Raw genomic sequence first — 23,965 nt, forward strand, 5'->3', positions numbered from 1 at the left:
TTACCTCACTCCCCGATACAGCAGTCCAGTGCCTTGCAAATACAAAAAAACATCCTCTGCAATCAGCGACTTACTTTCATTCGATCCACTAGGGTTATACCGGCTTGAGTTTGAGACGCTCGTTCTCCCTGCAGAAAACGTCTGTGGTGCGCTGTTTATTCTTTCGAATGTCGTAGCACCTAAATCATTGAAATACTCAATTTGAGAGCATAATGCCAGTTTAAACTGGTCTCTGCGAAAGGGGTTATCCTGTTCTATGTCATTGAACTTATAGTAGTTGCTGGTTTCAGCATCTAAAACGGCTGAAGCTTTTGGTAGAAGCTTCTTAAAAGCATCTGCCGTTACTTCTGTGCTTAAATCCGTCAATTGTTGATATTCAATAAACGTAAGATACGGCATGCTAGTTCCCTCCAATCAAAAAAGAGGAGGGCTATTTGTCGCCGTCCTCTTCGCTTTTGTCGCCGGACTTATTGTCAGCATCGTTGTCTGGACCGTCTAAGCGTTCCATGACTTCGTCAATGCCGTATTTCTCTTTGATATTCTTTTGAACTTCATCGGATCGTTTGACCGTCATTTCAAACTCTTCGTCTTTTTCAAAGGTTTTCTTCTCTTTTGTGCCTTTGAATTTGATTAATGCTTTAAATTTAGCCATTATTCACACCTTACCCTGCAGGAGTTGGTTCTGTTTGTGACGTCTGAGGAACAGTGTTGAAAACGAACTTAACCACACGAACGGCTTTAGGCTCGTACACTCTTTCCCAACGTGCGCCAGTATTGATTTCAGCATTAGTAGGGAACTCGTTCATCACTCCACCTTCATTCCACTTGACACCTCTAGGGTGTAGGATGAAGATTTTACGGTTGATCAACGCTTCTTCACCAGAATAAGCTAACGGATTACGATCAACTTCGGTCTGAACGATTCGAGGATGTGAACCGTTACCTAATCCAATCGCTCCCTGACCAAAGATGTACATTTCAGCTTGCCCATTGGCCGTGTTATAAGCCATAGAATCATCTACCGTCACTCGCTTACCGTTGAAGTACGGAATCGGACGACCTTGCTCTGATTGAGGGACATAATCGATCAGATCTTGTTTACGCAGCTCCGTTTCAACAGCTGAGTGCATCATGACTCCTGTCAAAGCTTCTTTAGCATCTCCCATTAATTGAGTCGCATCTAGGAACGTGCTCATATTAATTGTTCCAGCGTCTCCATCTCGTCCGGTAATGTCATAGACCTTCTCAGACATAGATGAGCTTTTGAACACTCCACCCAAAGTAGCCAGTAGGTTACGCTGCATATCTCTAGCCCAGTAAGCTGATACTAGGTCAGCAATTGCGTTCATCGGATCAGACCCTGCAAGTAATGCAGACAACCCGTTTGCTCCCCACGCATTAACTCGTGCATGTTTGCGTGCTACATCCGAGCTGGCAGTGATCTTCCCGATATTCATTTCGCCTTCATTACGCATAACTTGAGACTCATCATTACCCAAATCATTCCAGAAAGGCATATTAATCAACGTGTTTGGTCCACTAGCTAAATTATCGAATTCAGCATCGTTAGTAATGATTCCACTCTGAACTAATGCAGACAGCTCCATGGTTCGTTGAATTGTGTATGGAGTAAAAATATCCGGTTGAATTACATCTTGTAATCTTGTGATATTTAGCATTTTACATCATCCTTTTATAATTATTTCCCAGCTTGAGATTTGAGCTGCTTATAAAGCTCTGGGTTTTCTTTATACAGCTTGCCCTGCTCGGTTAAGTTCCAGTTTTCCTTAGAGAAAGGATTAACCGTTTGTTTGCCCCCGTTTGGATTACCAGGGCGAACAATCGTTGGTGTATCATTATCGGCTTGAGCAGAAAACTGAGGATACTTTTTAATGACTTGCTCAATGGCCTTATCCATCGTTGTATCATCAGTGACTAGTCGTTCAGCTAATGCAATCACATCCTCAACTGAATCGCCACTAACCCCTGCTTTCATTGCAGAAATCTGAGCTTCGAGTTGAGAGACTGTCTTCGTCAATGCTTCTTTTTCCCCTTGAAGCGACTGCAGAGCCTCTTGTTGTTTCTCTGCCTCAGTCTTTTGAGAATCCTGCCACTCTTTGAATTTCTGAAGACCTTCCTTAGCGTTGTCAAAGTCCTCTATGCCGAGTTCTTTAAACAGCTTTTCTTGAGCCTTCTTCGCTTCTTTAGCAGCAATGCTATTCACATCTTCTTGAGTAAAGGTCTTGCCATTCTCTGGCTTGTCTTCAGGTGTGCCAGTCCCTGTTTCTTTACTCCCGGAATTATCTGAAGCCGGGTCTCCGCTTCCTCCATTACTTCCATCATCAGCTGCAAAGTATTGAAGGTTCATTACTAATCTATCGAATAAACTCATTTTCGTTTCCTCCCTAATGGGTATTTGATCTTCCGTTCTTTATAGCGTCTGCGGATAAAGACAATAAAATAGCCGGCACTCATTGAGTGCTGACTTGTTAAGTATTATTTCGTTAATACAAGACGAGATAGGCTGTTTTCACAGCGATCAACTCCTTTCATTTGTCAGTTTTCGCTGGTTTCAAAATGAAATACAATTCTATCACCGCCTTTAATCTTCCCAATGAATAGAATTATGAATCAACACAAACTTTGCATGCTCTAGTGCACCTACAACTTCTAAACTACCTCCGCCTGTGTGATTAAATGAAGATACTCCATCTTTAACGGTTACGACTAAAGCTTGATCAGCTTTCTCTACGTCTTCTTTAGCTTCTTCCCAAAATTCACTATTGGAAACGCCACGTTCTCTCTTTCGTTTAGCTTCTTCAAACTCACTCACATCATCACTCCTTATCTGGCGGCTTCTTCTGCTGATACCGAATGTACCGCTCCGGATGTCGTTTAATATCGTTCAAAAATCGCTTAGTCAGACTTTCAAACCTCAATAAGCTAATAGCTAACATGGTTGTCTTAAATCGCAAGGTAGGCTTAATTATCGTATAATACGGCTCATTTGGCATAACTTCCTCCTTAGTTGTCATAACTGAAATCTTTTAACAGTGTTTCGAGGGGAACATATACTTTTTCGCGACGATATGACCGGCTGAGATACTCTGCATTTTCTCCTGTCAGATGGTTGCGCATCGCTTTTTGCCTTTTAGCCACCATCTGCTTCCAATAAGCCGCTCTTTCACTTCCCATTTCTTCGGCGACCATCAAGTTCTTCTTATACTTCACTATTTGACGCTCAATATTCCGCTGCTTGGTTTGTGCTTCAGCAATCCGAGCGTTTAACTTGCTGTCATATTGAGGCTGGTTATTCACACTTACACCAGGAATGAATATGATGTGATTATGACGGCAGTTCACACCTCTGTGCCCTCCAGCAGTGCCGTATTCAGCACCCCAGTACGGATCATAGATGCTTTTGTATACGTGGTCTTCAGTTATTTCACTTGGATACCTCAAATCAACAACATTCCCCTGTATCCTTGAACACTCCGTTCGTGCGCCGACATGAGAAGTCACAACTACAGTATGCAGTCCATATTCAGCCATACGCTCTTTTCGGAGTGTGTCAAAGGTGTTCCCAAGCGTAGACTTCAAAACGGTTCTGGTGTACCTCTCTAAGCTCCAAGAGTGACCGCCTTTGTCAATGAATGTAGACTGTATCCCTTTTTGAGCTAATTCTGTAATGGAGCGTTCTACAGCGTCCTCAAACGAATAGAGACCGGTATTAAACATGGCAGTTGTTCGGTTTAACACATCGACATAAGCACGTTCAGCGGTTCCCGTGTAATTCGTAGTGATCAGTGTCTGATTAATATAGTTATCAATGTTACCCCATACTTGATCATGATAAGCCCTCATGATGTTATCTAGGTTGTTCGGCATTGGTTTGGAAGCGTCAGGAACGACCTTGTCTACATCTTCGACGATAGCACCGCCTGCTTCTTCAAACATCTTGCGTATCTCGTATTCGGCGACATCAGTCACTTCAGACAGGAGCTTAGTCACATCATTATTGAATAATCGTAGTTCAGAGAGTTTCTGAGCCTGCCATTGAGTGATGTTCGAATGTCCTTTATTCAAACGCTTGATGAGTATCTTTATGATTTCTCCTTCAAGCGAGTTGTAAAGGTCTGACATGTTACTGGACCATAAGTCAAGCTGCGTAGGAGTAACTTTCGGAAGTCTGCGAGGCATTCAATCACTCCTCAATACCAAATTGACGGCTATTCCTGAATGTCTCTATTTCCATCGGGTCCATGTCTGTTCTTTCTTCGACAATCAAATCCATCCACTCTTCTGCTGTCTTTTTAGGAACTTTAAATATACGTTGAATCGCTTCGACTGATGGAATAAATCCAAATTGCTTGGCTTGGCCGTAGAACCTCAACAGCGCTGACCTATCCTGGAATACACCATCATCAAAATCAACCCCGATTTCCTCAAATGATGGAATTGGACCTTTATATACTTTATAGAATTTAGCCAGTTCGAGTATCGACACGACTAGACCCTTGATAAATTGCTCAACTTCATAGACGTTCTTGTTTCTGGTTCTGTAAGTTAGGTCATTTTCACTCACTATTTCAGTGGCAGTCTTCATGCTGCGGCCATCAAACGAGAACGTACCGACTGACAACTTCAGTTCCATTTCCAGAGTACGGAGTGACTGATTAATTGCTGATATATACTGTTCAGTCCGGATATCATTCGTCACGTCTTTGACAGGGTCTTTGTCATCTCCCATGTGCATCGCTTTATAAACGTTCACATCCGGGTCGAATACCTCTGTTGGAGCATTACCAGCCTCGTCGTAATGTACGTTGACCATAGCATCACTGACAAAGACTGTTCGCTGCCCCATTTTGACTTCCCACCAGAACTGATCATATATGTCATTGATCTTTTTCAACGTGGATATTGCATTATCTGCAATACCTAGACCTAACGGACTGTGAGGATTGATGTTGTTGAAACCAGCTGGCTTTAAATAGTTGAACTGCGGTCTACTCAAGCCCTTGATATAGGTTTGTTCTTCCATCCCCTCATAAAGGTCTTCTAAAGGTACTCTTTTGCCAATCTCTGATTGATTGTCCGATCTATATAATTCGTTAGTGATCACATACAGATCGTCTCCCGTTTCGCTTTTCTCCCATTCATGAAACTCAAGGAGTGTATAGTAGAACGTCTTATCTCCTTCTACCTTAATAGTAGTATCCTTCATCACACCTTCAGGTATGCCGTTGCTGTTCGATCTAAGAGGAAAGAATGCATCAGCAATCGCCCAGGACAACTCTATCTCGTTGTTATCCTCGTTGAAATAAGGACGCGCAGCCAGTCCGCCTAGCGCTAACATCGGTTCCAGGTAGTCTGATAAATTCTTTTTAAATTTGTTATGCTCAAATACATGAGTGATATACTCATGAGCCTGCTTCAATGTATTCTCATTCTCATCTTCATCCGATGCATCAGAGACATAGATATCACATTGCTCATTGAATACGAGACCAGACAGGACATCAGCGCTTAATTTACGCATGTTTAAGCTCATATAGTCTCTTTTTTTCTTGTCTCCATAAGAGTTAACATATTCAACTTTAGGATAATCGCCTTCATATTGGCTAATATTTCGTTGAATTCGTGCTAATTCTCTTGGATCGATATTAACTTTTGGGTGTTCGTTGATTGTCTTTAGTGATTCTCCTGCCAATGCATACCCTCCTCTCTTGAATAAATTTTTAATTGTCTCAATGAGTCCCAAATAACCACCTCCTAAACTTTGAGCTTCAATTCTTTAGCATTCGCTGTACAGAAGTACTGGAATTCATCGACCGTGTGATCGTCTTCTTTAATGACTTTAGGGTCATCAGTATTAAGTGTTTTCTCGTCCCACTGGTATTTTTTATGCTCTTCGATAAATATTTCGTTGTCGTCTGCATATTTCATATCAATAGGATATGGTATTTTGAGATAATAAAAACGCCCCTGAGCCAGAAGATCATGGACGTAGTCAACCATATCTACTTTCTTTTTCTTCGCCACCGGTAACCAGTGCTGGCCATAATCGGCATAGTACTGATTTCTTAAAGCAGCTTCAGCACTATCGATGGTCCTCTTGTGGATCCTGGCTCCTCGCCAGTACTCTTGAGTTGACGTTTTCGTAATGAACTCATGGATGTCCTTGGATAATTCGCTAGGCGCTTTCTTTCTAACTCTGCCGGCTGGACTGTAGTAATACGTATTTAATCTGATCACTTTGCCTTTAGCTGTCAGTCCATAAAATCCGCAAGTCGTCGCCGATACCGAATGCCCTGTGTCCATGGAGTAGAATAGTAAGATGATTCGATCGTCACTAGGTAGCTCGTCTAGCGGTTTGAATAAGTTCATGTTATAGACATTCGCACCAAGACCGACTGGTTCACCTAGGTAAATATATCGGTAATAGTCATAATCATTACTTTTGATTCGTTCGATATCCTTGAGCATCTGATCAGTTACAAATCCTAGTTCATCGTCCAGATAACTGGATATATGCACCAGGTAATCAGGCTCTCCTGTCATCCTGTCCGACCACTCATTTATCCAGTGATACGGATTCCTAGGTGGATTGTAAGACCAGAAGAACTGTACATAAGGAGCCAGCGCATGTTTCTGCCGCATGAACGTGACATTCGACTGGTCAAAGTCTTCTTCATCATTAAATTCAGCAGCTTCTTCATACCAAACCGCTATAATGTCTTCAATATCGTTTGATTTAAGCTTTTGAAAGTCATCCTGGCCATAGAAATAGAACGTGGATCCTGTTCGCTTATGAGTAATCTTAAACGGAGATACAGTCGCTTTAAATCGATTCGTCATACCAAATAATTTAATTGCCCATTGGATCTTATTGAATACCGAGTCACGAATCGTATTCCCGACTTTTCGGACAACAACAACATTCGCTTTTTCGCCCTGCATAATGAAAGCAACCATCATGAAGACTAGCTTTAATGCAATAACAGACGATTTGAAGGAGTTACGGCCGCCCTTTAGAATGTTATACGGCTTTTTTGATGTCCAAACCTCTTTGAAATGAGGATTCACGTTCTTTTGGACGCTAAAGACGGTTCTTTTCTTTTGTTTAAGCATCATTATCGCCCCATTCATCGACAATAACGATTTCTTCAACATCGTCTCCTTGTTCTTTACTTATTCGATCTGCTTCAGCTTTCGTCTTATCTATTTGATGCTGCATAAGAGTCAGTTTTTGTCGTCTCTCGTCAGCTTCATCGGCCATTGATACAAAGCGCTTGATGAGATTTGATAATGTGCTTAGCGCTCTCGACTGAGCATTCAAGAAGCGTTCTTGTTTATCCCAGGCAAATTGAACGGTTAAACTTTCTCCACCGACTCCTTGTCCCCAGGATGATCCTATTTCTTCTTTAGTCATATCGGCCTGATCATAGACATACATAATCTTCTGCGCCCGGATGATAGCCGTATACTGGAACATGATAGAGTCCCAAAGCATATCGGCTTCATTTCTATTTTGAATTGTCTCCATGATCTCCTGTGTTTCATCAGGCAGCCATTTAGCAAATAAACCATGAGTCACTGCGTTTTTATTTCCTGGTGGAGCTTTACCTCCAGAATTTCCTTTTGCGTTCTTATTTCCCTTCATTGAATCGTAACGCTCCTTTTCAAACGGAGCGCTCCTTTTCGTTTCTCCATCCCAATTATCCTGTGACTTCCACTTACGGACAGATGAAGGAGAAGCACCTATTTCTTCTGCTATGTCTTTTAAAAGCTTATTCTTGTTGGACTCTATCCATAACTGGTACGCTTGATCCCGTTTCGGGTTTCGTTTTCTAGGCACATCTCCACCACCTCCACAATCTGTGTTTGTTTTGTAAAATATGTATAAAAAAAGACCCCGCTAGGAGTCTTTTTCTTACTCTGTATCTTCCATCATTGCTGGATATTCAAAATTAGTTTTTAATATCATTTCCGTAAATTTAATAATTCTCTCAGCTTCTTCTCTCGTTGCTATATTGACTTCGTGCGTTGCTTGATTGCCGTATTTACGAATTGCATCTACCCACTTATCGCTTTTAGCTGTTATAAAGTTCTCATCTCTAAGAAAATTCACGTAATATAGGAAATTTTTATCAGTTTCAGCACCAAGCTCAACAGCGATATGCATTAGCAACTTTCTACAGACAAGAAGAACTGCAGTATATGAATTTACAGAAAAAGCTTTTCTTGCTTCATCGTACAACTGAGATACAGTGTCAGAGACACCAGTAACAGGATTTCCAAATTTATTTCCTGGTACTTGGATGTCTCTCCACAAAAAAGTAGGCATATTACAGTAAGTACAGACATACACCCCATGGTTAAAGTGCTGATCAGAAGATCCGGGATTATCATATAGCATAAGTCCTGTATTAGATGATGTGTGGCGATTGCAGTAGCCACATGTAAAATCATTTTGCTTCATGTAATTGTCACCTTTCCATCTATGCCCGAATTCTTTTATGTAATCCATATAATCATTCCTTTTTTTCTTTTATTATATCAAAAAAGAAGGCCATGACTAATATAATTAAAGAGCCATCCTATTGGACAGCCCTTCCTTAGGTTTGTGCAGAATCAGAGAGTACGGGTTCAGGAGGCAATCTGAGTTTGAGTTTTTCGTGTTCTACACTTTACCATAGTATCATTATTTCACATTTGTCTGTTAGCGGTCTGTTGATTATCTCCGCATATCCTCCGCATAATCTCCGAGAAATCTCCATTTTTTTCAGTCCGCCACTTCAACAAGCAACCTTCCGCTGTCATATGCTTCCGCAAATTCAATCATAGCCTCTGTTAATTCTTTATAGAAGGTCGATTCACTTAAATTCAAATTGCTATATATCTGTATATCGCTCTTTTTTTCTCTACTTATGTACCGATCATGTAGCAGCTGTCGGTTATAAGCGTCTAACTTATTCATTGCTCGTCCTATTTTCCAAAGTTCTTGTTCCGCTACTACTCGTCTCACTACTGCCTTGCTTACATTATCGCTAATTCCCCCAGGCGCCTTTAAATCGAGTGAATATGTGGCTGTAATTCGCGGGGTATACTCTTCATCTGCCAACCTAACCATTGTTCGGTATTGTGATAATAATCTGTCTACGTTTAGTTTAGTTAGTCCTCTGTCAACTCTTGGAAATAAGCTCACACACGTCACTCCTTGTGTTATAATTTAGGTGGGTGGACACGTTCGAGTGACGTGTCTTTTTTGTATCCCCTGCTTATCTCGTCAGGGGTCTAATCAAAAGGGAGATCATCATCCGAAATATCAATACTGTCATTCTTTTCAAAAGGATCCTCATCCTGTCTCTGATATCCGTTATTTTTCCCCTGTGAGCTGTTTTGGTTGCTCTGTGAATGATTACCCTCTGAACTGTCTGAACGGCTCTCATTCGTCTTCTTTGAGTCTAAATACTGTATGTTTTCTGCAACGACTTCAGTCACAAAGACTTTCTTCCCATCATTCCCTGTGTAGTTCCTGGTCTGAATCCGCCCAGCTACTGCTACCATTGAGCCTTTACGTGTAAAGTTAGCTAGGTTCTCGGCTGGTTTCTTCCATACGACACATGAAACGAAATCTGTTTCTCTTTCACCTTGAGCATTCGTGAACGGTCGCTCTACCGCTACTGTGAAGCTTGCAACTGCACTTCCTGATCTGGTGTATCTCAAATCAGCGTCCCTCGTTAATCTTCCTACTAAAACGACATTGTTAATCACTTATTCCATCTTCCTCTCTGATCATTCGTGCAATACGCTCACTGGATTTCGGAAAAGTCTGTATGTTTTCGTCCGGTGGATGAGTTCGGTTCGTGAGTTCCTCTTCGACTCTATTCCTCACAGCCATGATCCGTCTGAATGATGATTCGAATTGCTTGTAACGTTCCGCTTCTCGGTCAATGTCTTCCTTATTCATCGTACTTCCTCCTTCATCAGCTCGTCCTTCTCTAAGAAGAACAAATCCTCAATCGCTTCGATTTCTGCTTTCTTGAAGTGTTTCCGTCCAGTTATCTTCAGCTCTAAATCAAATTGGTTAATCTCCAGTACTTCAGATAATTCTGGAATGGTGTAGCCATATTCTCTATACAGCTCCATTATCCGTTCCATGTTGACCAGTTCTTTGTCGACATGCTCGTCGTCCGGCATATATCCCATATCAGACTTTTACTCTTGCTGGAATAGCTTCTTAATGTACCTTCAGTCAGTCCGCTGACATCTGAAATCTCTTTAAACGTGCCTCTTGCGATAAATAGACCCTTTTTATACGCTCTGTATACCTTTCGCTTGCCTTTCCTCACTGTGCTCCCTCCCTAATACCGGCTGCTATAACTTCTCGTCACGTTGCCAGCTCTTGCCTTATGTCCATTAATTCCGCTGGCGTTCATTAAATGCTTCTGTCTGTTCAGTTCCTTATTCAGTTCATCTACCGTTAAATGCCCGATATAGCCTCGTCTGGACTGCAGAGTATCAAACCCTGCAATCCCATTCGTATGATCGAAATAGCTGTGTCCTGTCACGAATCGTTCGTCTGCGCAGCGGTAGAAGTGGTAGGATTTGTTATTGTAGGTCATGAGTCGGCTCCTTCCTGAGTGATAGTGTCTAAAAGATTCTCAAGTTCATTTCTAACTTCTAACTTAACCATTAACTGCTCTTCTCTTCGTTCAATAGAACACTCAAGTTTGTGTTCGCCATAACCTGCTTGTCCATTCCTTAACCGAAGAGTTTGCCTACCAATATATTCTTGGTATCTTTCTATCGTTTGGTTAACTTCTTTTAATCTTTGTTGTATCGCTTCCTGTGCGTTCATCCTTCCCCCCTCCTTCAACAAATCAAGCAGTCCGCCTTTAATCTCAAGTCCAAACTCCGCTAAATCCTTCTCATTGACTGACTTCTTCCCGCTGGTGTCTTTCAGGTGCTTCCAATCAGTCCAGGGCACCGCATAGAACCGTTTGAGAGAAAAGCTAATCACAACCAGTGCCACGGCTCCCAAATGATCGTGATAGGCTAGATCTTTCTCTTGTGCTGGGCTTAATCGGTCAAAAGGGACATTAGTGGAGTCCGTGTGTTTTGCTTCGAAGACAATAGATCTTCCGCCCTTGATTGTTCCTGTAAAATCGGGTTGAGCCTTCTTCTCATAAACACCGATTGCCTGCTTCCCTTTTTTCTTCAAGAGCTTAAACGGCTCCGGAGTCTTCTGGATATGAGCCTTTCCCATATTCTTATAAACAGCACATGTCACTTCGATCAGTCGCTCAAAACCGCTTCCGTTGCGCTTGGCCTTTAGCCCTCTGTAGTTATTCGTTGTCTGCATGGGATGCTCCTTCCAAATATTGTCGTAACGTCGATTTTAGTCACGTTGACCTCCTAATAGTTCTGGATTCTCGTGAATATCGCCGATGACTGCCATTCTCTCATTATTCCCACCATCAAAAGTAAATTTAATTTCATCAGCTATGCAATATTTAAAAGATGCACTTTCTTGATTGTATTCAATAGTCATTTTCTTTTCTCTACCGAACAACTCGTATTCAACAATGTCTCCTTCGTATATTTCCACACCGTTCTTGTCTTTAAGTCCTGTGTATTGCATGATATTATCTAAAGTGCCACCATCTAAAACATGTGATTCTAAAAAATCACCCTCCCACCGACACTCTAATTCACCTTTTTCGTTCATTTCGAAACCATAATAAGCATCATATAATTTTCTTGTCCTGTGATCTGAGTAAATCATGATATTAGCTTCACTATCCCACGCTCTAAATTTAATTTGTCTGTTCATCCGTCTGCTCCTCTGTCAGTTCTTTGAAATACCTAGCTAAGCTCTCGTTGGCAATCTCTATCCAACCAGTATCATTTTCAAGTCTCACATCAGATAGATAGGACACTTCTTGTCTTTCCCATACTGTACCTTTCTCGACTCTTACTTCTTCGTTTTCGATTTCATTTTCATTTTCATCTAGCATAGGTAAATAAAAGCTTTCTATGCATTTATAACGATTACTCATTCGTCTGCTCCTCTACTTTTTCTTTCATCATTTTTCTAGACAATGTGCTTGATGAACTAACATGCAATCTATAAACACCGTTGTCCTTCCCTAATACTTCATCAGCATACTTATACAAATCGCCAGTATGTTTCGGGCATGCAATTTCGTTAAACGCTTCTCCTTTATCCGCTATCGATATAATCCCATTTGAACAAAATCTATTTCTGCATTTAAAGCATTCATTTGAAACGCCTGTTAACTCCATCATTCGTCTGCTCCTTCCTCAACTACAAGTAACCTAAATCGTCCTCGTCACTGTTCTTAGTCAGTTTATCCCAGCAGGACTTATGCCATGCGTGTTCTTTAAAATCGACACTTGACCACACCTCAGCAATATAGTCCTCTTCTATTGGCTTCTGACAAAATTGACAGAGCGGTTTGTTATTGCTCTCTTCACTCATTTTTCCGCTCCTTTCCTAGCCCTGATCCGTTCCAATCGTTTTTTAAATTCAGTATCGTCAATCATTTCATCCTCTGGCTCTTCATAGTCGTCTACGGCCCAGCTAGGTAATGATTCTTGACGGGCATTGCTGTTGTTCTTATTTGACCAGTCATTTTTCTTGAATTGCTTATTCCTGTTCTTTTGATATTCCCTAGCTTGCTCAACAGTCGTCACGTTATTGTCAGACCATTCTTTAATAACAGCATTTAAGAACGGTAACGCTCTGCCTTTGATTACATCTTTGCTGCCAGCAAGTTTAATCGCCGCTGATACTAATTCATCTCCATGATTGTCTACCAACATCATTAATTCTTCCCGTTGGAATTCATTAGGGAATAGCCAAAGTTTTTCCCATGAAGCCAGTGCCACCACTTGCTGCTTCTTTTCATTTGACGATTCGTTATACGATTCGTGATACGAATCGGGGTACGATTCTTCATTGTCATTGTCATTGTCATTGTCATTCTTATTATTATTAAATTCTTTTTCTTTTGGTTCTTTTCTTTTTCTTAACTCTTCTTCAAACAATTCTTTGATCGTTTTATCAAACGCTCTTGAAGAAAGGAGCCAGTGATCAGTCAAGTGCTGGTAGGTAAGTTCGATCAGTTCGACATCTTCAACCTCTCCGATTTCTCTTTTGAGCAAGTCTTCGACAGGCTTGCCTCCTTTGACAATGCTATATTTTAAAGAGTTCAATACTGCTATTTCCTGGGTTGAATGGTTGTAAATAATGTTTTGGTATTTCGTTTCAAACCTATCTAAAAGCACTTTGACAGTGTCTAACGAGTAGCCCATTTCGAACGCCATTATCTTTTTCGGTAATTTGTAAATGCCCAGCTGCTTACTCTTCGGGTTAGTCATCAGATACAGAAGGAAATACTTGTCTTCGACAGAGTAGGTGTCGATCACTTTATCATCCTGCCAAAAATCTACGTTAACAATCCTTTTAATTCTACCCATCCCGATCACTCATCACTTCAATATAATCTTCTATTTCATTTCTAAAATCTGTCCAATTTCTAGTGTTGTAAGCTACATCTTTCAGTTCATCTATACTGACACCTAATTTATATGCTTCTTTTAATAAAATTATCGCCTTGGCATTATCGAAATAGTTCGAACATTTGTTTCGTGCTATTCCACGAATATAAAACAAGTCCTGTTCCCAATCCTTTAACGGATGTTCGATGTAATAAGCTATTCTAGGGACCATAGTGAAGGCTTTTTCTAAATCATCGTATTGGCTAGCTGCCCGTTCAATCGCTTCAAGCAGAGTAGGAAATTCGTATTTCTTCACCCATTTTTTAACATCGTTCATTCCGGTATCGTTAATCGAAGCTCCTGTCACGCTTTCAAAATGATCAGCAATCGACCGCACGGTGTCGTCTTGCAAATTCATTAATTCTTTTCTCCATTCCATCATCATTTCCAACTGTTGTTTGCGTTCATTTAGTTCAGCCAGCTGTTCGTGTTGTTTGGAAATGACAGAGTCATCATTTAATTGCCTGTCGCTTTTTCCTCTGTTGCAATCGAAACAAGAGGTGACTAAATTCGTTATATCATTGCTTCCGCCTTTAGAAACTGGTTCTATATGATCAAGTTCAAGCGTTACTTTCGGAGCAGATTCCCCGCAATATTGACATTGGAATGAGTCTCTTTTAAACACTTCAAATCTTATTTTTTTAGATATAGATTTTCTTTCCCCCATAATATTCCCTCCTACCCTACATATACTGGCGTGCCGGTCAGTTCCTGTATTTCTGTCTTAAACCGCTGCTCATTTGAATTGTTATTCGATAAGTGAAGCAGCCACACTTCTTCTAATTGGCTCATGTCGTTCGATTTGATGAAGCTCTTAACATTTCCTAGTTCAAAGTGACTCTTAACTACTCGATTCTTTAAAAACGCTCCTACACGCTTATTTGCTACATTCTCATTAAGGATGTCCAGGGCATAATTGCACTCAATCATCAGATGAGTAATGCCTGGGAACTTGTACTTAATGTAGTATGTGTCAGTTGCGAATAGTATCTTATTTCCAGCAGGTGTCTGGATGAAAAAACCTAATGGCTCTTGAACGTCATGCTGGACATCAAATGGAAGAATGGACCAGCTGCCTAATTGTTGCTGCACGAGAGCTTTCAATGGCTGTACTCGGTGTCCTGGAAGCTGTAATGCGTCCGCTGTACCTTGACTGGTATAAATGTCTACTCCTGTGCTTGATAAGAGCTTGTGAGCGTGTTTGGAATGATCTCCATGCTCATGTGAGATGAGGCAGCCAACAACTGACTGCCATTTCACATCACGCATCTTCTTCAGATCGATTCCCGCTTCAATCATTAGTGATTCATTGCCTTCGGTTATGATGTAACTGTTGCCTGCACTGCTTGATCCGTATACTTGAATCTCCATGATTAGAAGTCCGGTCCGTCACTGGCTACATCGTTTAGATTTTCGAACATCGTGCCTTGTTCTTGAGATTGTTCATCATTAATAGGTTCAGCTGACTTTCTAGGCTTCTGTTTAGGTTCTTCTTTAGGTTGTTCAAAATCGACGACTGTCTGATTAGCATTCTGTTTCACTTCGTCTTTTACTTCTGCTTCAATGTTTCGAGGTTGAGAGGACGGCTGCGCTTCTTCTTCGGTGTACATAGCCCCGACATTATCCGGAAACGCCTCTCTCATAGCGTTAACTACAGCTGTCTTGCGGATCATGTTAAGCGGCATATCATTCCAGGTCGCTTGACCTTTGCTGAATTCTTTCAATGAAATTTTGACGCTGACTGGTCTTTCTCGGTCTTTTCGGTAAACCTTGGCCCAACCACCAATCAATACATCACTGTTGAGTTTGACAGCACCTTCGATTTCGACAAGTTCTTTATCTCTCTCAACAATAATTCCAGCTTCGAAGCCATCGTATTGGTTGTGAGATTCAGCTCGTTTCATGAATGCTTCTTTTGAAACAATGATTTGCGCTGGCTTGTCATAGCCGTTTTTACTTTTAAACTTAACCAGATAAGCTTCATTCAGAAATGGATTGAGTTTCTGGTATTTACATAAATTGATAAACATCACTAACTCTTGATCAGATACTTCTCCGTTACCACTGACCAAGAAGTTTTTGACCATTGCTCCGGTAAGTTTCACTTCTTCACCATTTACTTCAAATACGGATGCTTTTTCTAGTAATTCATTCGCCATGTTTAAGCCACTCCTTCTAGTGTTTTAGTTTCGATTTTTAATTCATCTTGTCCTTCAGTTACGATCAGCTGTACAGTCTGTGCTTCGGTGTCAATTAGCTTGGTAATGCTCTCGCTGTTATCAATGAATATTGGAGCGCTCACGCCTTCTAATCGGCTTAGAGTATTGATGATGTCTAACCCTGCATTAATGCGTGCAGCGCTGTTCAATCCGCTTGAGAATGGTACGCCGTTGACCAGTGGTTCACAGACTTCTTTCAGTCCACCATTGATTTGTTCTTCAAAGAGTTTGAACTCTACTAAATCAAACTGGTCATTTATTCGATCCGTCAACATTGATACTTTTGTTCTTACAAATTCATCCAGCAGATACAGCTGGTTATCCAGTTCTCCGTAACGTGCTGCTAGAGTTTTTTCTTCTTCAATCAGCTCTTTCTTACGAGCTTCTTGTTTATCTACCAGTTTGAATTGATACAACTCATCCTGGATATTTTCTCTATCAGCTTTGAGAGTTGAAAGCTCTTCTTTCTTCTCTTTCAGTTTCTCGTCTGCTGATTCCTGCAGAGACTTAATTTCATCTTTCAGTTCAGTTATAGCGACACTAAATGTTTCATACTGAACTGTGTCTTCAAATGGGGTTGCTTTACTCTTGATCTCTTCAATCTCTTGTTTAACGGCTTCGTGTTCTTTCTTCAGGTCATCACGTTTCTTGACCAGTTTATGCATGTCGCTCTTGACAGTTAATGCTTCTTCTTTCTCCTGAATTGCCTCTTCTAAGCTTGCTTTCTCAGCTTTAAGCTCTCTACCCTCGGCGTTGATTCCTTCCAGCTTAGCTGCCTTATTTTTGTTAAATTCAGCCTTCTCTTTCTCATAGTTCTCTTTCATTTCAACTTGCTGGTCTTCCGGATAGTCTTGGCCACATAGAGAGCATGTTGTCTTATGCTCATCAAAGTCCGGGTAAACTTCACTTTGGTTTTGCTTAAATCGCTCTCTCAGGTTGTCCATTTTAGTTAGGATGGCAGCTACTTCTTTCTTGCTAGATTCGATCTCTCGCTTGATTCCTTGCTCTTCGCTTTCTTTATCCATGACAGCGTTGTTGGCTTCAATTGCTTTTTCATATAGATCCTGTTTCTTTTCTTGCAGCTCCTGGACTGATTCGTTTTGCTTTAGTTGGTATTCACTTCTAGCGGTCTGCAAGTCAGCTGTCTTAGACTGCAGTTCTGATCGAAGCGATGTCACTCTGCTTCCATTTGAGAACGACGCAATTTCTTCTTCTTTTGCTTGAATAGCATCAGAAGCAGCTACCAGGTCGTTATTCAATTTGACCTGGTCCAACTTACTTAGATCCGGAATAGAACGATCAACTTCATCAATCCGATCTGGAATACGGTCTAAATCTTTCTTAACGCTGCGTTTCTCTTCAACAATCAACTGGCGCTTGTCATCTACGCTACGACCGTCCAATATGGCTTCTAATGGCTTCAATTCCTTCTTGCTGTCGATTACTTCCTGATCAGTGACTTCTTCAACCAAGGAAAAGAGTAAGTCTCTACGGTCTTTCTGCTTCATTGTTTCAGCCACGTAATAAACGTTGGTTAGTTGCTTGAAGGTGTCTTCAGAGATCACTTCTTCAATTTTCTTCTTATACTTGGTTTGAGTCGTCTTGATTCCATCCAATCGGTAAGTCGTTTCGTGTCCTTCAAATGATTTAGAATCCGTTCCACGTTTACGGGTCCATTTCTCAACAACTGTTCTAGATAGTTCTAATACTGATCCGTCAATGTCTAGGTTAAGAACAACTTCAGTTTCTAAATGATTGATCTCATTGTTCTGTTTATCTAACGGCTTCCAGGCGAAGTTAGCAGAGTCGCTGCTGTCTTTACCAAACAAGGCCCAGGAGAAAGCATCAAAGATCGTTGTCTTTCCAGTGGCGTTCTCTCCGTAAATTTTTAGGTCATTGCCGTCTGCTTCCAGCTTAAATTCTTTAAACCCTTTGAAATTTCGTACTTCCATAGTCAATAATTTGATCTGTTTCATGATTAATTGCCTCCTGGTGTGATATAATGTAATTACATAGTTTGATCTGACACCTTGTGCGAGGTGTCTTTTTATTTGTCTATATAAGCCGTTATATCTAAATTCCGGTGGTTGTCGTCGCGTCTAAATGCAATGGTGTGTGTTAGCTCCCAGATGTCCGTAACTTCTCCGAATTTGTTTATTTTTCTTATTGCTTCATCTACTGTTTGTTCTCCGCGAAAATGAATATCAATCCTGGCGCCGTTTCGATAACTGTCTATGATGATTCTTTCAATATCTGTTAGATAAAGGTCATCGTAGGTTTTCCCTTTTGCCATTGTTAATCTCCCTCCCTTTCCAGCAACCCTTCCATCTCCTCAAACATCCGCTTATTCAACTCAGCTACTTCAATTTCCAGTAATTCATAATCACGTTCCACGTCTATTCGTGCCTGTCTTGGTGTCAGTCCGTTTCTGATTAGTCGTCTCCAGTCGTCAAAGGCATATTCGATCAAGTCTTGTCGTATAATTGGTTCTTGCATTAATCAACACTCCAATCTGCTTTTGCAGCTGAATACGTAATAAGAATCAGTGGAAGGATAAGATATTCCCCGCCCCATGAAGGTTGTAATCCTAGTGATAAACGACGTTCAACTGCGTGTTCTCTAGCTAACAGGGTCAATACGATACCTACCAGGATCAGCAGAATTAAGGTTCTGTGCTTTTTCACGGTCTTCTCTCCTTTCTATCTTTTTCAGTCCGTTTTTGACGCCTTTCACATAGTATTTCTCGAAGTCCCAATTGACCATCATGTATTCATCCAGTGCTTCCAGTATGATTTTTGCTTTTTCTTCATTAGTCATTGCGATCACTCCTTTGTTTTTAAATTAAACATCTGTTCTGTGTTTAGTTTGATATACTCCTCTTAGAGAGGAGGTGATGCATATGGTTAACGCTGAATATAAGCACCCTCATTATTCAACAGACTCAGCAGTTAAAAGTGTTATCAAAAATGAGTCTCAGCACAAGATTATTAGGTTTGAATATCCAGACGAGGTAATTGTTATTTTCGATATAAAACTAAGCGGAGTAACTCTTCATTCAAACTACAATTATCATTTCAATGTAGATACGAATGTTATTACTCCAAGACTCGATAGCCCTAACAAGAACTTTACGGATGTTATCTAATAGTGGTTTCTCCATCTAAAATTACTCTAGGTGCATTAAGATGCACGGTTTTTTTATTCGTGCTAAGTCCAACATTATTGCTTGGTAAGTTTAGAGTATCTAAATTGATGAGTGTTACATCTTTAGCGGATAAAGTACCTCGAGTAATTTTATTTGAATCTTTCGCCTTTGTGACTGCTGCAACAGTTGCAAGGGCGATTGCTACGACTAAAAGTTTCTTCATCTACTTACTCTCCTTTCTTCAATATATCGCTGTAATCTACTTGATTCTCCCAAGCCCAACGTTTAAAGCGTTTTATTTCTAAATCTGGTATCTTGTAACCTGGCATCTTATAACTTCTTAAATCGCCCCGTTTGATCAGAGCATAAACGGTATTTACATTCACGCCTAAGATGGCCGCCGTTTCTCTTACTGTGAATACTTCTTTTTTAATTGGTTCTATTTCTATTGCCATACGATCACTCCTTGTTACGGTCGTTGTAATTATCGGTCATGCTTTCAAAAAGGATGAAGAGTGAATAAAATGCTTCCGGAGACAACTTAATTCGGTGGGTAATATTGTCGATAGTCCTGTGTACATAAATATTTTTGTCGTTCGAAAGTTCAATGAAAGTGTCTTCAGCTGTTTGAAACATCATCCCTTTTACTTCTCCGAATTCATCGTAAAACTTACCGTCGCAACAATATTCAATAGTGTCCGCAGCTAACTCGTACAACTCTTCTTTGCTTAATTCATATGAAATTAAATCACTCATCGTTGTTCCTCCCATAATCCATATTTAAGCGCCATGCTTTTTACAACTGTGACGTAAATCTCTTTTAAACGGTGGTCCTCTTCAATGACATCTAACTTGTTAAGTTTCTGCACCGACGATTTACCTAACCCTTGAGCGATCATGTTCTTCTTCCTGTTCTCTAACCTCAGTGTTAGGTTGCAACGTGCCTTTCTCTCTAGCCGTTCGTAACTTTCATTGACTGTTTCGCTGAACTTATCGAATCCGCCTTGCTTGATCGCTATTCTACGAATGATAGTGTTGACTTCTTTTCTCCAGTCTTTAGTTTCCATAGACATGAGCTCTGTAATGCCGTCCATCTTCTTCTCAATCTGCTTGGTTGCTAATTCTTGTTTAGCCAGCGCCTTACCAAGTGCGTTGAACATTTGAAGTTCTGGACTTAACTGTGATGTATCAAGCTGTTCTTTAATTTGCTGCTCCATTCGGTTGAATTGATAGATATAAGCTAGTTTAAATTCTCTTGCTTTAGCTCCTGTGAACCCCATTACTAAGAATGAGAAGCCGTCTCTATTCATGTAGTAAACTTTCTGAGGTCTTCCGTAAGAATCAGGCTCTGTTGATTCAAAAAACATCTCCCCAAAATTGGGGCGATCTTCCAACAGCAAATTATCGATATCCCTTAACACATGATCGTGTCTTTTCTTAAAGTTCTCTGCAACGTTTCTGCTGCTAGTTACCGCCTGGTCATTATTTACGATGATTTGAATTTGATCTCTTTCTTTTGTTTGCATTTTACTTCCCTCCTATATATTTCTTTCTTTTCCAATCCGGTATTCTCTCCTGAATGGCACTCATCATCGACATGTCGAGCTTGTCAAATACAGAAACGATGTACCGGATCTCTATAAATACTTCATCCAGATAATTCAGGGCATATTGGCGGATCGCTTCTTTGTCTTCTTCGGAGTACATGTCTTCTCTTTTGGTCATGGCTAGTTTTGCTCTGCCTCTTAATGACTCTCTTACCTCTTGCTCCATGTTTTTGATTATTTCTAATGTGAAAGTATCCATTTTGTACGTTTCTGATTCCATCGGCGGAATCCAGCTAAATACTTCATGTGTGAAATGCTGATTCAATACTGAATCGTCAATGTATGTGGCTATTTCTTCCATAGCTTCCAAAGGTGTTGAATCTCCTCTGAAATAACCGTTGATGGTTGTTTTGGCTCGATTCGTCCCTTTGGCTATAGTGACTTGTTTCAATGACTTTCTTTCCGCCGCAGCTTTTAACTGCTGGCTTATAACTTTCGTACTCATTTTCCTCATCCTCCTTCATTTAGGTACTTCTCTTGTAGAAAGTGCGGCTCCTTTTTGAATAAAATAATAGTAGATAACTTTTAATCACTATTAGTGATAGTTCCGTTAAAAAAAAGATACTCTACAGATTTTCCGTAATACATAGCTAATTTAACCTTGTTCTTATCTGACGGATTTCTTCTCCCTTGCTCCATTAATTGAATCATAGAGTAAGAAATGCCTGTTTCATCAGCTACTTCTTTTTGAGTCTTATTAAGCTTTTCTCTTTCATGTTTAAGAATTGACATCCTTTTTCACCTCGCTTTCAATTACTATCTGTAATCAGTATATAATCACTAAAAGTAATTGTCAAGGAATTTAATCACTGTTTGTAATTATTTTTTTTATTCGGCTTCACTATTACTATTTGTAATAGTATAATCACGATATAAGAAGGCGGTGTTTTGTATTGAATATTGGGCATAGATTAGCAAATTTACGTGAAAAAAAAGGGCTCTCACAAGCTGCGCTAGCTGAAAGACTCGGCATGTCGCAAAGTAGTATAGCGATGTGGGAAACCAACAAAAGGAGAGTCCCTGATGATGCATTAATAAAATTAGCAGATTATTACAATGTGTCTACTGATTATTTATTAGGCAGAGATGTTCCAGAATGGGCATCTACGGAAGATGTATTCGAACTGCAAACGCTATTAGAAAACAACGTGAATATGGCTTATGGTGGCGAATCTCTAACCGAAGAAGAAAAACAAAGAGTCAAAGACATCCTTACTACCCTCTTCTGGGATAAATTGCAGAAGAAAAAAGAAGGTGGGAAACGTGAGTGAACGCATAACTGAACTTATTGAGGGGTTATATAATCAATATGGCACATTAGATCCGTTCGCGCTGGTCGAACACGCCGGTATTGATTTGCACTATGTCCCTTATCTAGATAACCCTATGGGGCAATATCTAAAATTAGTAGGTACTCCTACTATCTTACTTAGTGACACATTAGAGGGATCCCCCGAACGATTCTTTGTATTGTCACACGAATTACATCATGCACTAGAGCATGAAGATATATGTAGTTATTACACACTAAATAGTTTATCCAGGTCTAAGATGGAGCAAGAAGCGAATAAGTTCGCAGCTGCAATGTGCCTGAACTTATATATAGAAGAACAAGAAAAATTGCCAGAAACCACAGTTGATTTGTTGAATGAGTACGGAGTACCGTTGCAGTTGTCGGAGATACTATTATAGTAAAGGGGTTCGTGAGTATGAGTGTACAAACTATGGATACATTAGTTATTATTGGAGCATTTTTGTTAACTGTAGGTATTCCTTCCTTTATCATTTATAAATTTAAGGGGGGCTGGATGATAAATTTAATAGTTTCATCTTTACTATTCATTTGGATGGTTCCTGATTTTGGGTTCTTTAGAATTTTATTATTTTTAGGATTCGCTTCCTTTATGCTAATAATAAACGCCGTAAGTTACCAAGGAAAATCGATAACTTCCCATGATGGAAAACAATTAGCAGAAAATGTAAGTGAAAGACGGTTAACTTATGAAGAAATACGAGAACAATCAAAATCAATGACCGATGAAGAAAGATTAAAAAAGCAAGAGAAGCTAATTAAAGAGTTACAAGAAGCAGAAAACCCTCAAGCAAACACAGTTGCTTGCCCTAGCTGTTCGAGCATAGATGTCGAACATATAAGCAATAACAAAAAATCATTTTCGGTAGGCAAAGCAATCGGAGGAGGGTTATTAACTGGAGGAATTGGCACATTAGCTGGATTTGCTGGAAAAAAAGGCAAAACAGACAAATGGCATTGCAAGAATTGTGGGCAGGTCTTTAATAAGTAAAGGAGGACAAGAATGAATGCAGTAGAAATTTTAGTTTTGCATTATTTAAACGGTAAAGATGAGGCTTATGAACTTAATCAGTCTTTTTGGAAAGAAAGGTACAGCGCGAATATTAACAAAATAGTAAATCACTTGGTAAGAAAAGGCTATATTAAGTTAGATGTTGATGCCGAGAAATCACTGAATACATTGAAAGTAGACGAACTAAAGTCTATTTTAAAGAATAATCAGCTGCCTGTATCTGGAAAAAAGAAAGATTTAATAAATAGAGTTATCGAATCAGCTGATACTGAAACTTATATTCAAAAGCTAAAAAAAGTCTGGTTACCTACTGAACATGGTAAAGAAACAATAAATACAACTGATTACCTAATGTATGCTCATAGAAATTTATCTCAGTACGTTACTGTCGTAGATGCATACGAATCTAAGAAGAATAACCCACAACTAAACGACAAGGAAATTCTAATTCACTGTTTAGAAAATTCGTATAACTATCAAAGAGAAACTACAAGGTTCAGCAGAAATTTAGTATTCCCTTTATGGGAAGCATCAAAAATTTGCAGAAGTTATGAAGATTATTATGGCCAATATATCTTCTTAGTTAAAAGTTGTGTATCTAACTTCAGTAGCCAAGAACAATACAGCATGGACTATTTATTACAAGACTTTGATTATTTTATGGATACATATAAAATCCCAGAAGTGATGACTAAAGATTTAAAAATAGTTTTATCTACAAATAGTGAGTACAATGATGAGTTATTTACTAATATTGATGGTGCAATTAACTCCCTTGAAATAAAATCTATATTCACACCATCCGAAATAAAAGATTCAATACAGTTTAGTATGAATCTAGATGAAGAAAGTCTAATCAGACTATATAAAAAAGTATTTAAGCGATCTGGTGGCAACAAAACTTCTTCAAGAAAGAGTCCGCAGAAAAGTAAGAATTCAATATTTGGTACATTAACTTCAATCTACAACAAGTTTAAGAGTTGATTGGTTTTTGAAAAGGCTTCGGCCTTTTCTTTTCAACTAAAAAAGAACACAAGTTCGTACTTCTACATATAAAAGTACGGGAAAAGAGGCAAA

Annotated in this window: 39 protein-coding genes; 5 read left to right on the forward strand and 34 right to left on the reverse strand. The window is 39.8% G+C overall.

What is annotated here, in order from left to right:
* From BLR76_RS00990 to BLR76_RS01120, 28 genes are all read right to left on the reverse strand, one after another.
* Window positions 1-399 carry a head-tail connector protein gene (locus BLR76_RS00990; RefSeq protein ID WP_091264351.1) on the reverse strand — a complete coding sequence of 133 codons (399 nt, stop codon included), beginning with the start codon at window positions 397-399 and terminating at the stop codon, window positions 1-3.
* A gap of 31 nt (window positions 400-430) precedes the next feature.
* On the reverse strand, window positions 431-652 hold the full coding sequence (locus tag BLR76_RS00995; protein WP_091264352.1) for a hypothetical protein: 222 nt from the start codon (window positions 650-652) through the stop codon (window positions 431-433).
* A gap of 10 nt (window positions 653-662) precedes the next feature.
* Window positions 663-1,679 (reverse strand): major capsid protein, encoded by a 1,017-nt coding sequence (locus tag BLR76_RS01000; RefSeq protein WP_091264355.1) that lies wholly within the window; start codon window positions 1,677-1,679, stop codon window positions 663-665.
* A 20-nt stretch (window positions 1,680-1,699) separates the two neighbouring features.
* Complete coding sequence (locus BLR76_RS01005) at window positions 1,700-2,392, reverse strand: hypothetical protein (RefSeq protein ID WP_176759567.1); 693 nt, start codon at window positions 2,390-2,392, stop codon at window positions 1,700-1,702.
* A gap of 210 nt (window positions 2,393-2,602) precedes the next feature.
* Window positions 2,603-2,833 (reverse strand): hypothetical protein, encoded by a 231-nt coding sequence (locus tag BLR76_RS01010; protein WP_091264358.1) that lies wholly within the window; start codon window positions 2,831-2,833, stop codon window positions 2,603-2,605.
* A 191-nt stretch (window positions 2,834-3,024) separates the two neighbouring features.
* Window positions 3,025-4,200, reverse strand: a complete 1,176-nt coding sequence (locus BLR76_RS01015; protein ID WP_091264360.1) for a phage minor capsid protein — start codon at window positions 4,198-4,200, stop codon at window positions 3,025-3,027.
* 4 nt (window positions 4,201-4,204) lie between these two features.
* Complete coding sequence (locus BLR76_RS01020; protein ID WP_176759568.1) at window positions 4,205-5,764, reverse strand: phage portal protein; 1,560 nt, start codon at window positions 5,762-5,764, stop codon at window positions 4,205-4,207.
* An 11-nt stretch (window positions 5,765-5,775) separates the two neighbouring features.
* On the reverse strand, window positions 5,776-7,134 hold the full coding sequence (locus tag BLR76_RS01025; protein ID WP_218121375.1) for a PBSX family phage terminase large subunit: 1,359 nt from the start codon (window positions 7,132-7,134) through the stop codon (window positions 5,776-5,778).
* Entirely contained in the window at window positions 7,127-7,861 is a 735-nt protein-coding gene (gene terS, locus BLR76_RS01030) for a phage terminase small subunit (RefSeq protein ID WP_091264363.1), read from the reverse strand. The genes BLR76_RS01025 and terS overlap by 8 nt, the downstream gene beginning before the upstream one ends.
* 75 nt (window positions 7,862-7,936) lie before the next feature.
* Window positions 7,937-8,533 carry a DUF4145 domain-containing protein gene (locus tag BLR76_RS01035; RefSeq protein ID WP_091264364.1) on the reverse strand — a complete coding sequence of 199 codons (597 nt, stop codon included), beginning with the start codon at window positions 8,531-8,533 and terminating at the stop codon, window positions 7,937-7,939.
* Window positions 8,534-8,788: 255 nt separating this feature from the next.
* Window positions 8,789-9,211: an ArpU family phage packaging/lysis transcriptional regulator gene (locus tag BLR76_RS01040; protein ID WP_091264367.1), complete on the reverse strand. Its 423-nt coding sequence runs from the start codon at window positions 9,209-9,211 to the stop codon at window positions 8,789-8,791.
* Window positions 9,212-9,300: 89 nt separating this feature from the next.
* Window positions 9,301-9,780, reverse strand: a complete 480-nt coding sequence (gene ssb / locus BLR76_RS01045) for a single-stranded DNA-binding protein (RefSeq protein WP_091264368.1) — start codon at window positions 9,778-9,780, stop codon at window positions 9,301-9,303.
* Complete coding sequence (locus BLR76_RS01050; protein WP_091264371.1) at window positions 9,773-9,976, reverse strand: hypothetical protein; 204 nt, start codon at window positions 9,974-9,976, stop codon at window positions 9,773-9,775. Before BLR76_RS01050 ends, ssb begins: the two co-directional genes overlap by 8 nt.
* Complete coding sequence (locus BLR76_RS01055; protein WP_091264372.1) at window positions 9,973-10,215, reverse strand: hypothetical protein; 243 nt, start codon at window positions 10,213-10,215, stop codon at window positions 9,973-9,975. Before BLR76_RS01055 ends, BLR76_RS01050 begins: the two co-directional genes overlap by 4 nt.
* Before the next feature lie 155 nt (window positions 10,216-10,370).
* Window positions 10,371-10,631, reverse strand: a complete 261-nt coding sequence (locus BLR76_RS01060; RefSeq protein ID WP_091264375.1) for a hypothetical protein — start codon at window positions 10,629-10,631, stop codon at window positions 10,371-10,373.
* Window positions 10,628-11,371, reverse strand: coding sequence for a Holliday junction resolvase RecU (locus BLR76_RS01065; protein ID WP_091264378.1), 744 nt, complete (start codon window positions 11,369-11,371; stop codon window positions 10,628-10,630). Before BLR76_RS01065 ends, BLR76_RS01060 begins: the two co-directional genes overlap by 4 nt.
* A gap of 36 nt (window positions 11,372-11,407) precedes the next feature.
* On the reverse strand, window positions 11,408-11,842 hold the full coding sequence (locus BLR76_RS01070; protein WP_091264381.1) for a YopX family protein: 435 nt from the start codon (window positions 11,840-11,842) through the stop codon (window positions 11,408-11,410).
* On the reverse strand, window positions 11,826-12,068 hold the full coding sequence (locus BLR76_RS01075; protein ID WP_091264382.1) for a hypothetical protein: 243 nt from the start codon (window positions 12,066-12,068) through the stop codon (window positions 11,826-11,828). Before BLR76_RS01075 ends, BLR76_RS01070 begins: the two co-directional genes overlap by 17 nt.
* The gene (locus BLR76_RS01080; protein WP_091264387.1) at window positions 12,061-12,318 is read right to left on the reverse strand and encodes a hypothetical protein; all 258 of its coding nucleotides are present in this window, start codon (window positions 12,316-12,318) and stop codon (window positions 12,061-12,063) included. The genes BLR76_RS01075 and BLR76_RS01080 overlap by 8 nt, the downstream gene beginning before the upstream one ends.
* Before the next feature lie 19 nt (window positions 12,319-12,337).
* Window positions 12,338-12,511: a hypothetical protein gene (locus tag BLR76_RS11735; protein ID WP_176759569.1), complete on the reverse strand. Its 174-nt coding sequence runs from the start codon at window positions 12,509-12,511 to the stop codon at window positions 12,338-12,340.
* Window positions 12,508-13,512, reverse strand: coding sequence for a DnaD domain-containing protein (locus BLR76_RS12150; RefSeq protein WP_091264390.1), 1,005 nt, complete (start codon window positions 13,510-13,512; stop codon window positions 12,508-12,510). The genes BLR76_RS11735 and BLR76_RS12150 overlap by 4 nt, the downstream gene beginning before the upstream one ends.
* Entirely contained in the window at window positions 13,505-14,260 is a 756-nt protein-coding gene (locus BLR76_RS01090) for an HNH endonuclease (protein WP_091264391.1), read from the reverse strand. Before BLR76_RS01090 ends, BLR76_RS12150 begins: the two co-directional genes overlap by 8 nt.
* Before the next feature lie 11 nt (window positions 14,261-14,271).
* The gene (locus BLR76_RS01095; protein WP_218121373.1) at window positions 14,272-14,964 is read right to left on the reverse strand and encodes an MBL fold metallo-hydrolase; all 693 of its coding nucleotides are present in this window, start codon (window positions 14,962-14,964) and stop codon (window positions 14,272-14,274) included.
* Between the two features lie 2 nt (window positions 14,965-14,966).
* The gene (bet, locus tag BLR76_RS01100; protein WP_091264397.1) at window positions 14,967-15,752 is read right to left on the reverse strand and encodes a phage recombination protein Bet; all 786 of its coding nucleotides are present in this window, start codon (window positions 15,750-15,752) and stop codon (window positions 14,967-14,969) included.
* A 2-nt stretch (window positions 15,753-15,754) separates the two neighbouring features.
* Entirely contained in the window at window positions 15,755-17,788 is a 2,034-nt protein-coding gene (locus BLR76_RS01105) for an AAA family ATPase (RefSeq protein WP_091264399.1), read from the reverse strand.
* 71 nt (window positions 17,789-17,859) lie between these two features.
* On the reverse strand, window positions 17,860-18,105 hold the full coding sequence (locus tag BLR76_RS01110; RefSeq protein WP_091264402.1) for a hypothetical protein: 246 nt from the start codon (window positions 18,103-18,105) through the stop codon (window positions 17,860-17,862).
* 2 nt (window positions 18,106-18,107) lie between these two features.
* Window positions 18,108-18,308, reverse strand: coding sequence for a hypothetical protein (locus BLR76_RS01115; RefSeq protein ID WP_091264404.1), 201 nt, complete (start codon window positions 18,306-18,308; stop codon window positions 18,108-18,110).
* 123 nt (window positions 18,309-18,431) lie between these two features.
* Entirely contained in the window at window positions 18,432-18,629 is a 198-nt protein-coding gene (locus tag BLR76_RS01120; protein ID WP_091264406.1) for a hypothetical protein, read from the reverse strand.
* 82 nt (window positions 18,630-18,711) lie between these two features.
* On the opposite strand from BLR76_RS01120, the gene BLR76_RS01125 reads away from it, so the two are divergent.
* Entirely contained in the window at window positions 18,712-18,957 is a 246-nt protein-coding gene (locus tag BLR76_RS01125; RefSeq protein ID WP_091264409.1) for a hypothetical protein, read from the forward strand.
* Here the strand turns inward: BLR76_RS01125 and BLR76_RS01130 are convergent.
* The 6 genes from BLR76_RS01130 to BLR76_RS01155 all read right to left on the reverse strand — a co-directional run bounded on the left by BLR76_RS01130 (window position 18,950) and on the right by BLR76_RS01155 (window position 21,296).
* A complete protein-coding gene (locus BLR76_RS01130) occupies window positions 18,950-19,180 on the reverse strand; it encodes a hypothetical protein (RefSeq protein ID WP_091264412.1) in 231 nt (76 codons plus the stop codon). The genes BLR76_RS01125 and BLR76_RS01130 overlap by 8 nt on opposite strands.
* Window positions 19,181-19,184: 4 nt before the next feature.
* Window positions 19,185-19,412: a helix-turn-helix domain-containing protein gene (locus tag BLR76_RS01135; protein ID WP_091264414.1), complete on the reverse strand. Its 228-nt coding sequence runs from the start codon at window positions 19,410-19,412 to the stop codon at window positions 19,185-19,187.
* A 4-nt stretch (window positions 19,413-19,416) separates the two neighbouring features.
* The gene (locus BLR76_RS01140; protein ID WP_091264417.1) at window positions 19,417-19,713 is read right to left on the reverse strand and encodes a hypothetical protein; all 297 of its coding nucleotides are present in this window, start codon (window positions 19,711-19,713) and stop codon (window positions 19,417-19,419) included.
* Entirely contained in the window at window positions 19,710-20,483 is a 774-nt protein-coding gene (locus BLR76_RS01145; protein WP_091264420.1) for a Rha family transcriptional regulator, read from the reverse strand. The genes BLR76_RS01140 and BLR76_RS01145 overlap by 4 nt, the downstream gene beginning before the upstream one ends.
* Before the next feature lies 1 nt (window position 20,484).
* The gene (locus BLR76_RS01150; RefSeq protein WP_091264422.1) at window positions 20,485-21,009 is read right to left on the reverse strand and encodes a hypothetical protein; all 525 of its coding nucleotides are present in this window, start codon (window positions 21,007-21,009) and stop codon (window positions 20,485-20,487) included.
* An 80-nt stretch (window positions 21,010-21,089) separates the two neighbouring features.
* On the reverse strand, window positions 21,090-21,296 hold the full coding sequence (locus BLR76_RS01155; protein WP_091264425.1) for a helix-turn-helix domain-containing protein: 207 nt from the start codon (window positions 21,294-21,296) through the stop codon (window positions 21,090-21,092).
* Between the two features lie 161 nt (window positions 21,297-21,457).
* Between BLR76_RS01155 and BLR76_RS01160 the strand changes: the two genes are divergently transcribed.
* From BLR76_RS01160 to BLR76_RS01175, 4 genes are read left to right on the forward strand one after another with little or no spacing between them, the layout of a single operon-like run.
* Complete coding sequence (locus tag BLR76_RS01160) at window positions 21,458-21,835, forward strand: helix-turn-helix domain-containing protein (protein ID WP_091264428.1); 378 nt, start codon at window positions 21,458-21,460, stop codon at window positions 21,833-21,835.
* Window positions 21,828-22,256 carry an ImmA/IrrE family metallo-endopeptidase gene (locus BLR76_RS01165; protein ID WP_176759570.1) on the forward strand — a complete coding sequence of 143 codons (429 nt, stop codon included), beginning with the start codon at window positions 21,828-21,830 and terminating at the stop codon, window positions 22,254-22,256. Before BLR76_RS01160 ends, BLR76_RS01165 begins: the two co-directional genes overlap by 8 nt.
* 17 nt (window positions 22,257-22,273) lie before the next feature.
* Complete coding sequence (locus BLR76_RS12155; protein ID WP_091264433.1) at window positions 22,274-22,867, forward strand: hypothetical protein; 594 nt, start codon at window positions 22,274-22,276, stop codon at window positions 22,865-22,867.
* 12 nt (window positions 22,868-22,879) lie between these two features.
* Window positions 22,880-23,872, forward strand: coding sequence for an SAP domain-containing protein (locus BLR76_RS01175; protein ID WP_091264435.1), 993 nt, complete (start codon window positions 22,880-22,882; stop codon window positions 23,870-23,872).
* Window positions 23,873-23,965: the final 93 nt, after the last annotated feature.

It is taken from the genome of Alkalibacterium thalassium (assembly GCF_900101165.1).
Lineage (GTDB): Bacteria > Bacillota > Bacilli > Lactobacillales > Carnobacteriaceae_A > Alkalibacterium > Alkalibacterium indicireducens.

Excerpts from the sequence above, each read along its gene's own strand:
- BLR76_RS01015 (WP_091264360.1), bottom strand. The coding sequence starts at position 4,200 with ATGCCTCGCAGACTTCCGAAAGTTACTCCTACGCAGCTTGACTTATGG.
- BLR76_RS01110 (WP_091264402.1), bottom strand. The coding sequence starts at position 18,105 with ATGGCAAAAGGGAAAACCTACGATGACCTTTATCTAACAGATATTGAA.
- BLR76_RS01060 (WP_091264375.1), bottom strand. The coding sequence starts at position 10,631 with ATGACCTACAATAACAAATCCTACCACTTCTACCGCTGCGCAGACGAA.
- BLR76_RS01065 (WP_091264378.1), bottom strand. The coding sequence starts at position 11,371 with ATGCAGACAACGAATAACTACAGAGGGCTAAAGGCCAAGCGCAACGGA.
- BLR76_RS01095 (WP_218121373.1), bottom strand. The coding sequence starts at position 14,964 with ATGGAGATTCAAGTATACGGATCAAGCAGTGCAGGCAACAGTTACATC.
- BLR76_RS01140 (WP_091264417.1), bottom strand. The coding sequence starts at position 19,713 with ATGAGTGATTTAATTTCATATGAATTAAGCAAAGAAGAGTTGTACGAG.
- BLR76_RS01130 (WP_091264412.1), bottom strand. The coding sequence starts at position 19,180 with ATGAAGAAACTTTTAGTCGTAGCAATCGCCCTTGCAACTGTTGCAGCA.
- BLR76_RS01090 (WP_091264391.1), bottom strand. The coding sequence starts at position 14,260 with ATGGGGGAAAGAAAATCTATATCTAAAAAAATAAGATTTGAAGTGTTT.
- BLR76_RS01175 (WP_091264435.1), top strand. The coding sequence starts at position 22,880 with ATGAATGCAGTAGAAATTTTAGTTTTGCATTATTTAAACGGTAAAGAT.
- BLR76_RS01075 (WP_091264382.1), bottom strand. The coding sequence starts at position 12,068 with ATGAGTAATCGTTATAAATGCATAGAAAGCTTTTATTTACCTATGCTA.
- BLR76_RS01035 (WP_091264364.1), bottom strand. The coding sequence starts at position 8,533 with ATGGATTACATAAAAGAATTCGGGCATAGATGGAAAGGTGACAATTAC.
- BLR76_RS01050 (WP_091264371.1), bottom strand. The coding sequence starts at position 9,976 with ATGAATAAGGAAGACATTGACCGAGAAGCGGAACGTTACAAGCAATTC.
- BLR76_RS01145 (WP_091264420.1), bottom strand. The coding sequence starts at position 20,483 with ATGCAAACAAAAGAAAGAGATCAAATTCAAATCATCGTAAATAATGAC.
- BLR76_RS12155 (WP_091264433.1), top strand. The coding sequence starts at position 22,274 with ATGAGTGTACAAACTATGGATACATTAGTTATTATTGGAGCATTTTTG.
- BLR76_RS01120 (WP_091264406.1), bottom strand. The coding sequence starts at position 18,629 with ATGACTAATGAAGAAAAAGCAAAAATCATACTGGAAGCACTGGATGAA.
- bet (WP_091264397.1), bottom strand. The coding sequence starts at position 15,752 with ATGGCGAATGAATTACTAGAAAAAGCATCCGTATTTGAAGTAAATGGT.
- BLR76_RS01005 (WP_176759567.1), bottom strand. The coding sequence starts at position 2,392 with ATGAGTTTATTCGATAGATTAGTAATGAACCTTCAATACTTTGCAGCT.
- BLR76_RS12150 (WP_091264390.1), bottom strand. The coding sequence starts at position 13,512 with ATGGGTAGAATTAAAAGGATTGTTAACGTAGATTTTTGGCAGGATGAT.
- BLR76_RS01150 (WP_091264422.1), bottom strand. The coding sequence starts at position 21,009 with ATGAGTACGAAAGTTATAAGCCAGCAGTTAAAAGCTGCGGCGGAAAGA.
- BLR76_RS01000 (WP_091264355.1), bottom strand. The coding sequence starts at position 1,679 with ATGCTAAATATCACAAGATTACAAGATGTAATTCAACCGGATATTTTT.
- BLR76_RS00995 (WP_091264352.1), bottom strand. The coding sequence starts at position 652 with ATGGCTAAATTTAAAGCATTAATCAAATTCAAAGGCACAAAAGAGAAG.
- BLR76_RS01115 (WP_091264404.1), bottom strand. The coding sequence starts at position 18,308 with ATGCAAGAACCAATTATACGACAAGACTTGATCGAATATGCCTTTGAC.
- BLR76_RS01055 (WP_091264372.1), bottom strand. The coding sequence starts at position 10,215 with ATGGGATATATGCCGGACGACGAGCATGTCGACAAAGAACTGGTCAAC.
- BLR76_RS11735 (WP_176759569.1), bottom strand. The coding sequence starts at position 12,511 with ATGAGTGAAGAGAGCAATAACAAACCGCTCTGTCAATTTTGTCAGAAG.
- BLR76_RS01135 (WP_091264414.1), bottom strand. The coding sequence starts at position 19,412 with ATGGCAATAGAAATAGAACCAATTAAAAAAGAAGTATTCACAGTAAGA.
- BLR76_RS01025 (WP_218121375.1), bottom strand. The coding sequence starts at position 7,134 with ATGCTTAAACAAAAGAAAAGAACCGTCTTTAGCGTCCAAAAGAACGTG.
- BLR76_RS01080 (WP_091264387.1), bottom strand. The coding sequence starts at position 12,318 with ATGATGGAGTTAACAGGCGTTTCAAATGAATGCTTTAAATGCAGAAAT.
- BLR76_RS01155 (WP_091264425.1), bottom strand. The coding sequence starts at position 21,296 with ATGTCAATTCTTAAACATGAAAGAGAAAAGCTTAATAAGACTCAAAAA.
- BLR76_RS01125 (WP_091264409.1), top strand. The coding sequence starts at position 18,712 with ATGGTTAACGCTGAATATAAGCACCCTCATTATTCAACAGACTCAGCA.
- BLR76_RS01070 (WP_091264381.1), bottom strand. The coding sequence starts at position 11,842 with ATGAACAGACAAATTAAATTTAGAGCGTGGGATAGTGAAGCTAATATC.
- BLR76_RS01105 (WP_091264399.1), bottom strand. The coding sequence starts at position 17,788 with ATGAAACAGATCAAATTATTGACTATGGAAGTACGAAATTTCAAAGGG.
- BLR76_RS00990 (WP_091264351.1), bottom strand. The coding sequence starts at position 399 with ATGCCGTATCTTACGTTTATTGAATATCAACAATTGACGGATTTAAGC.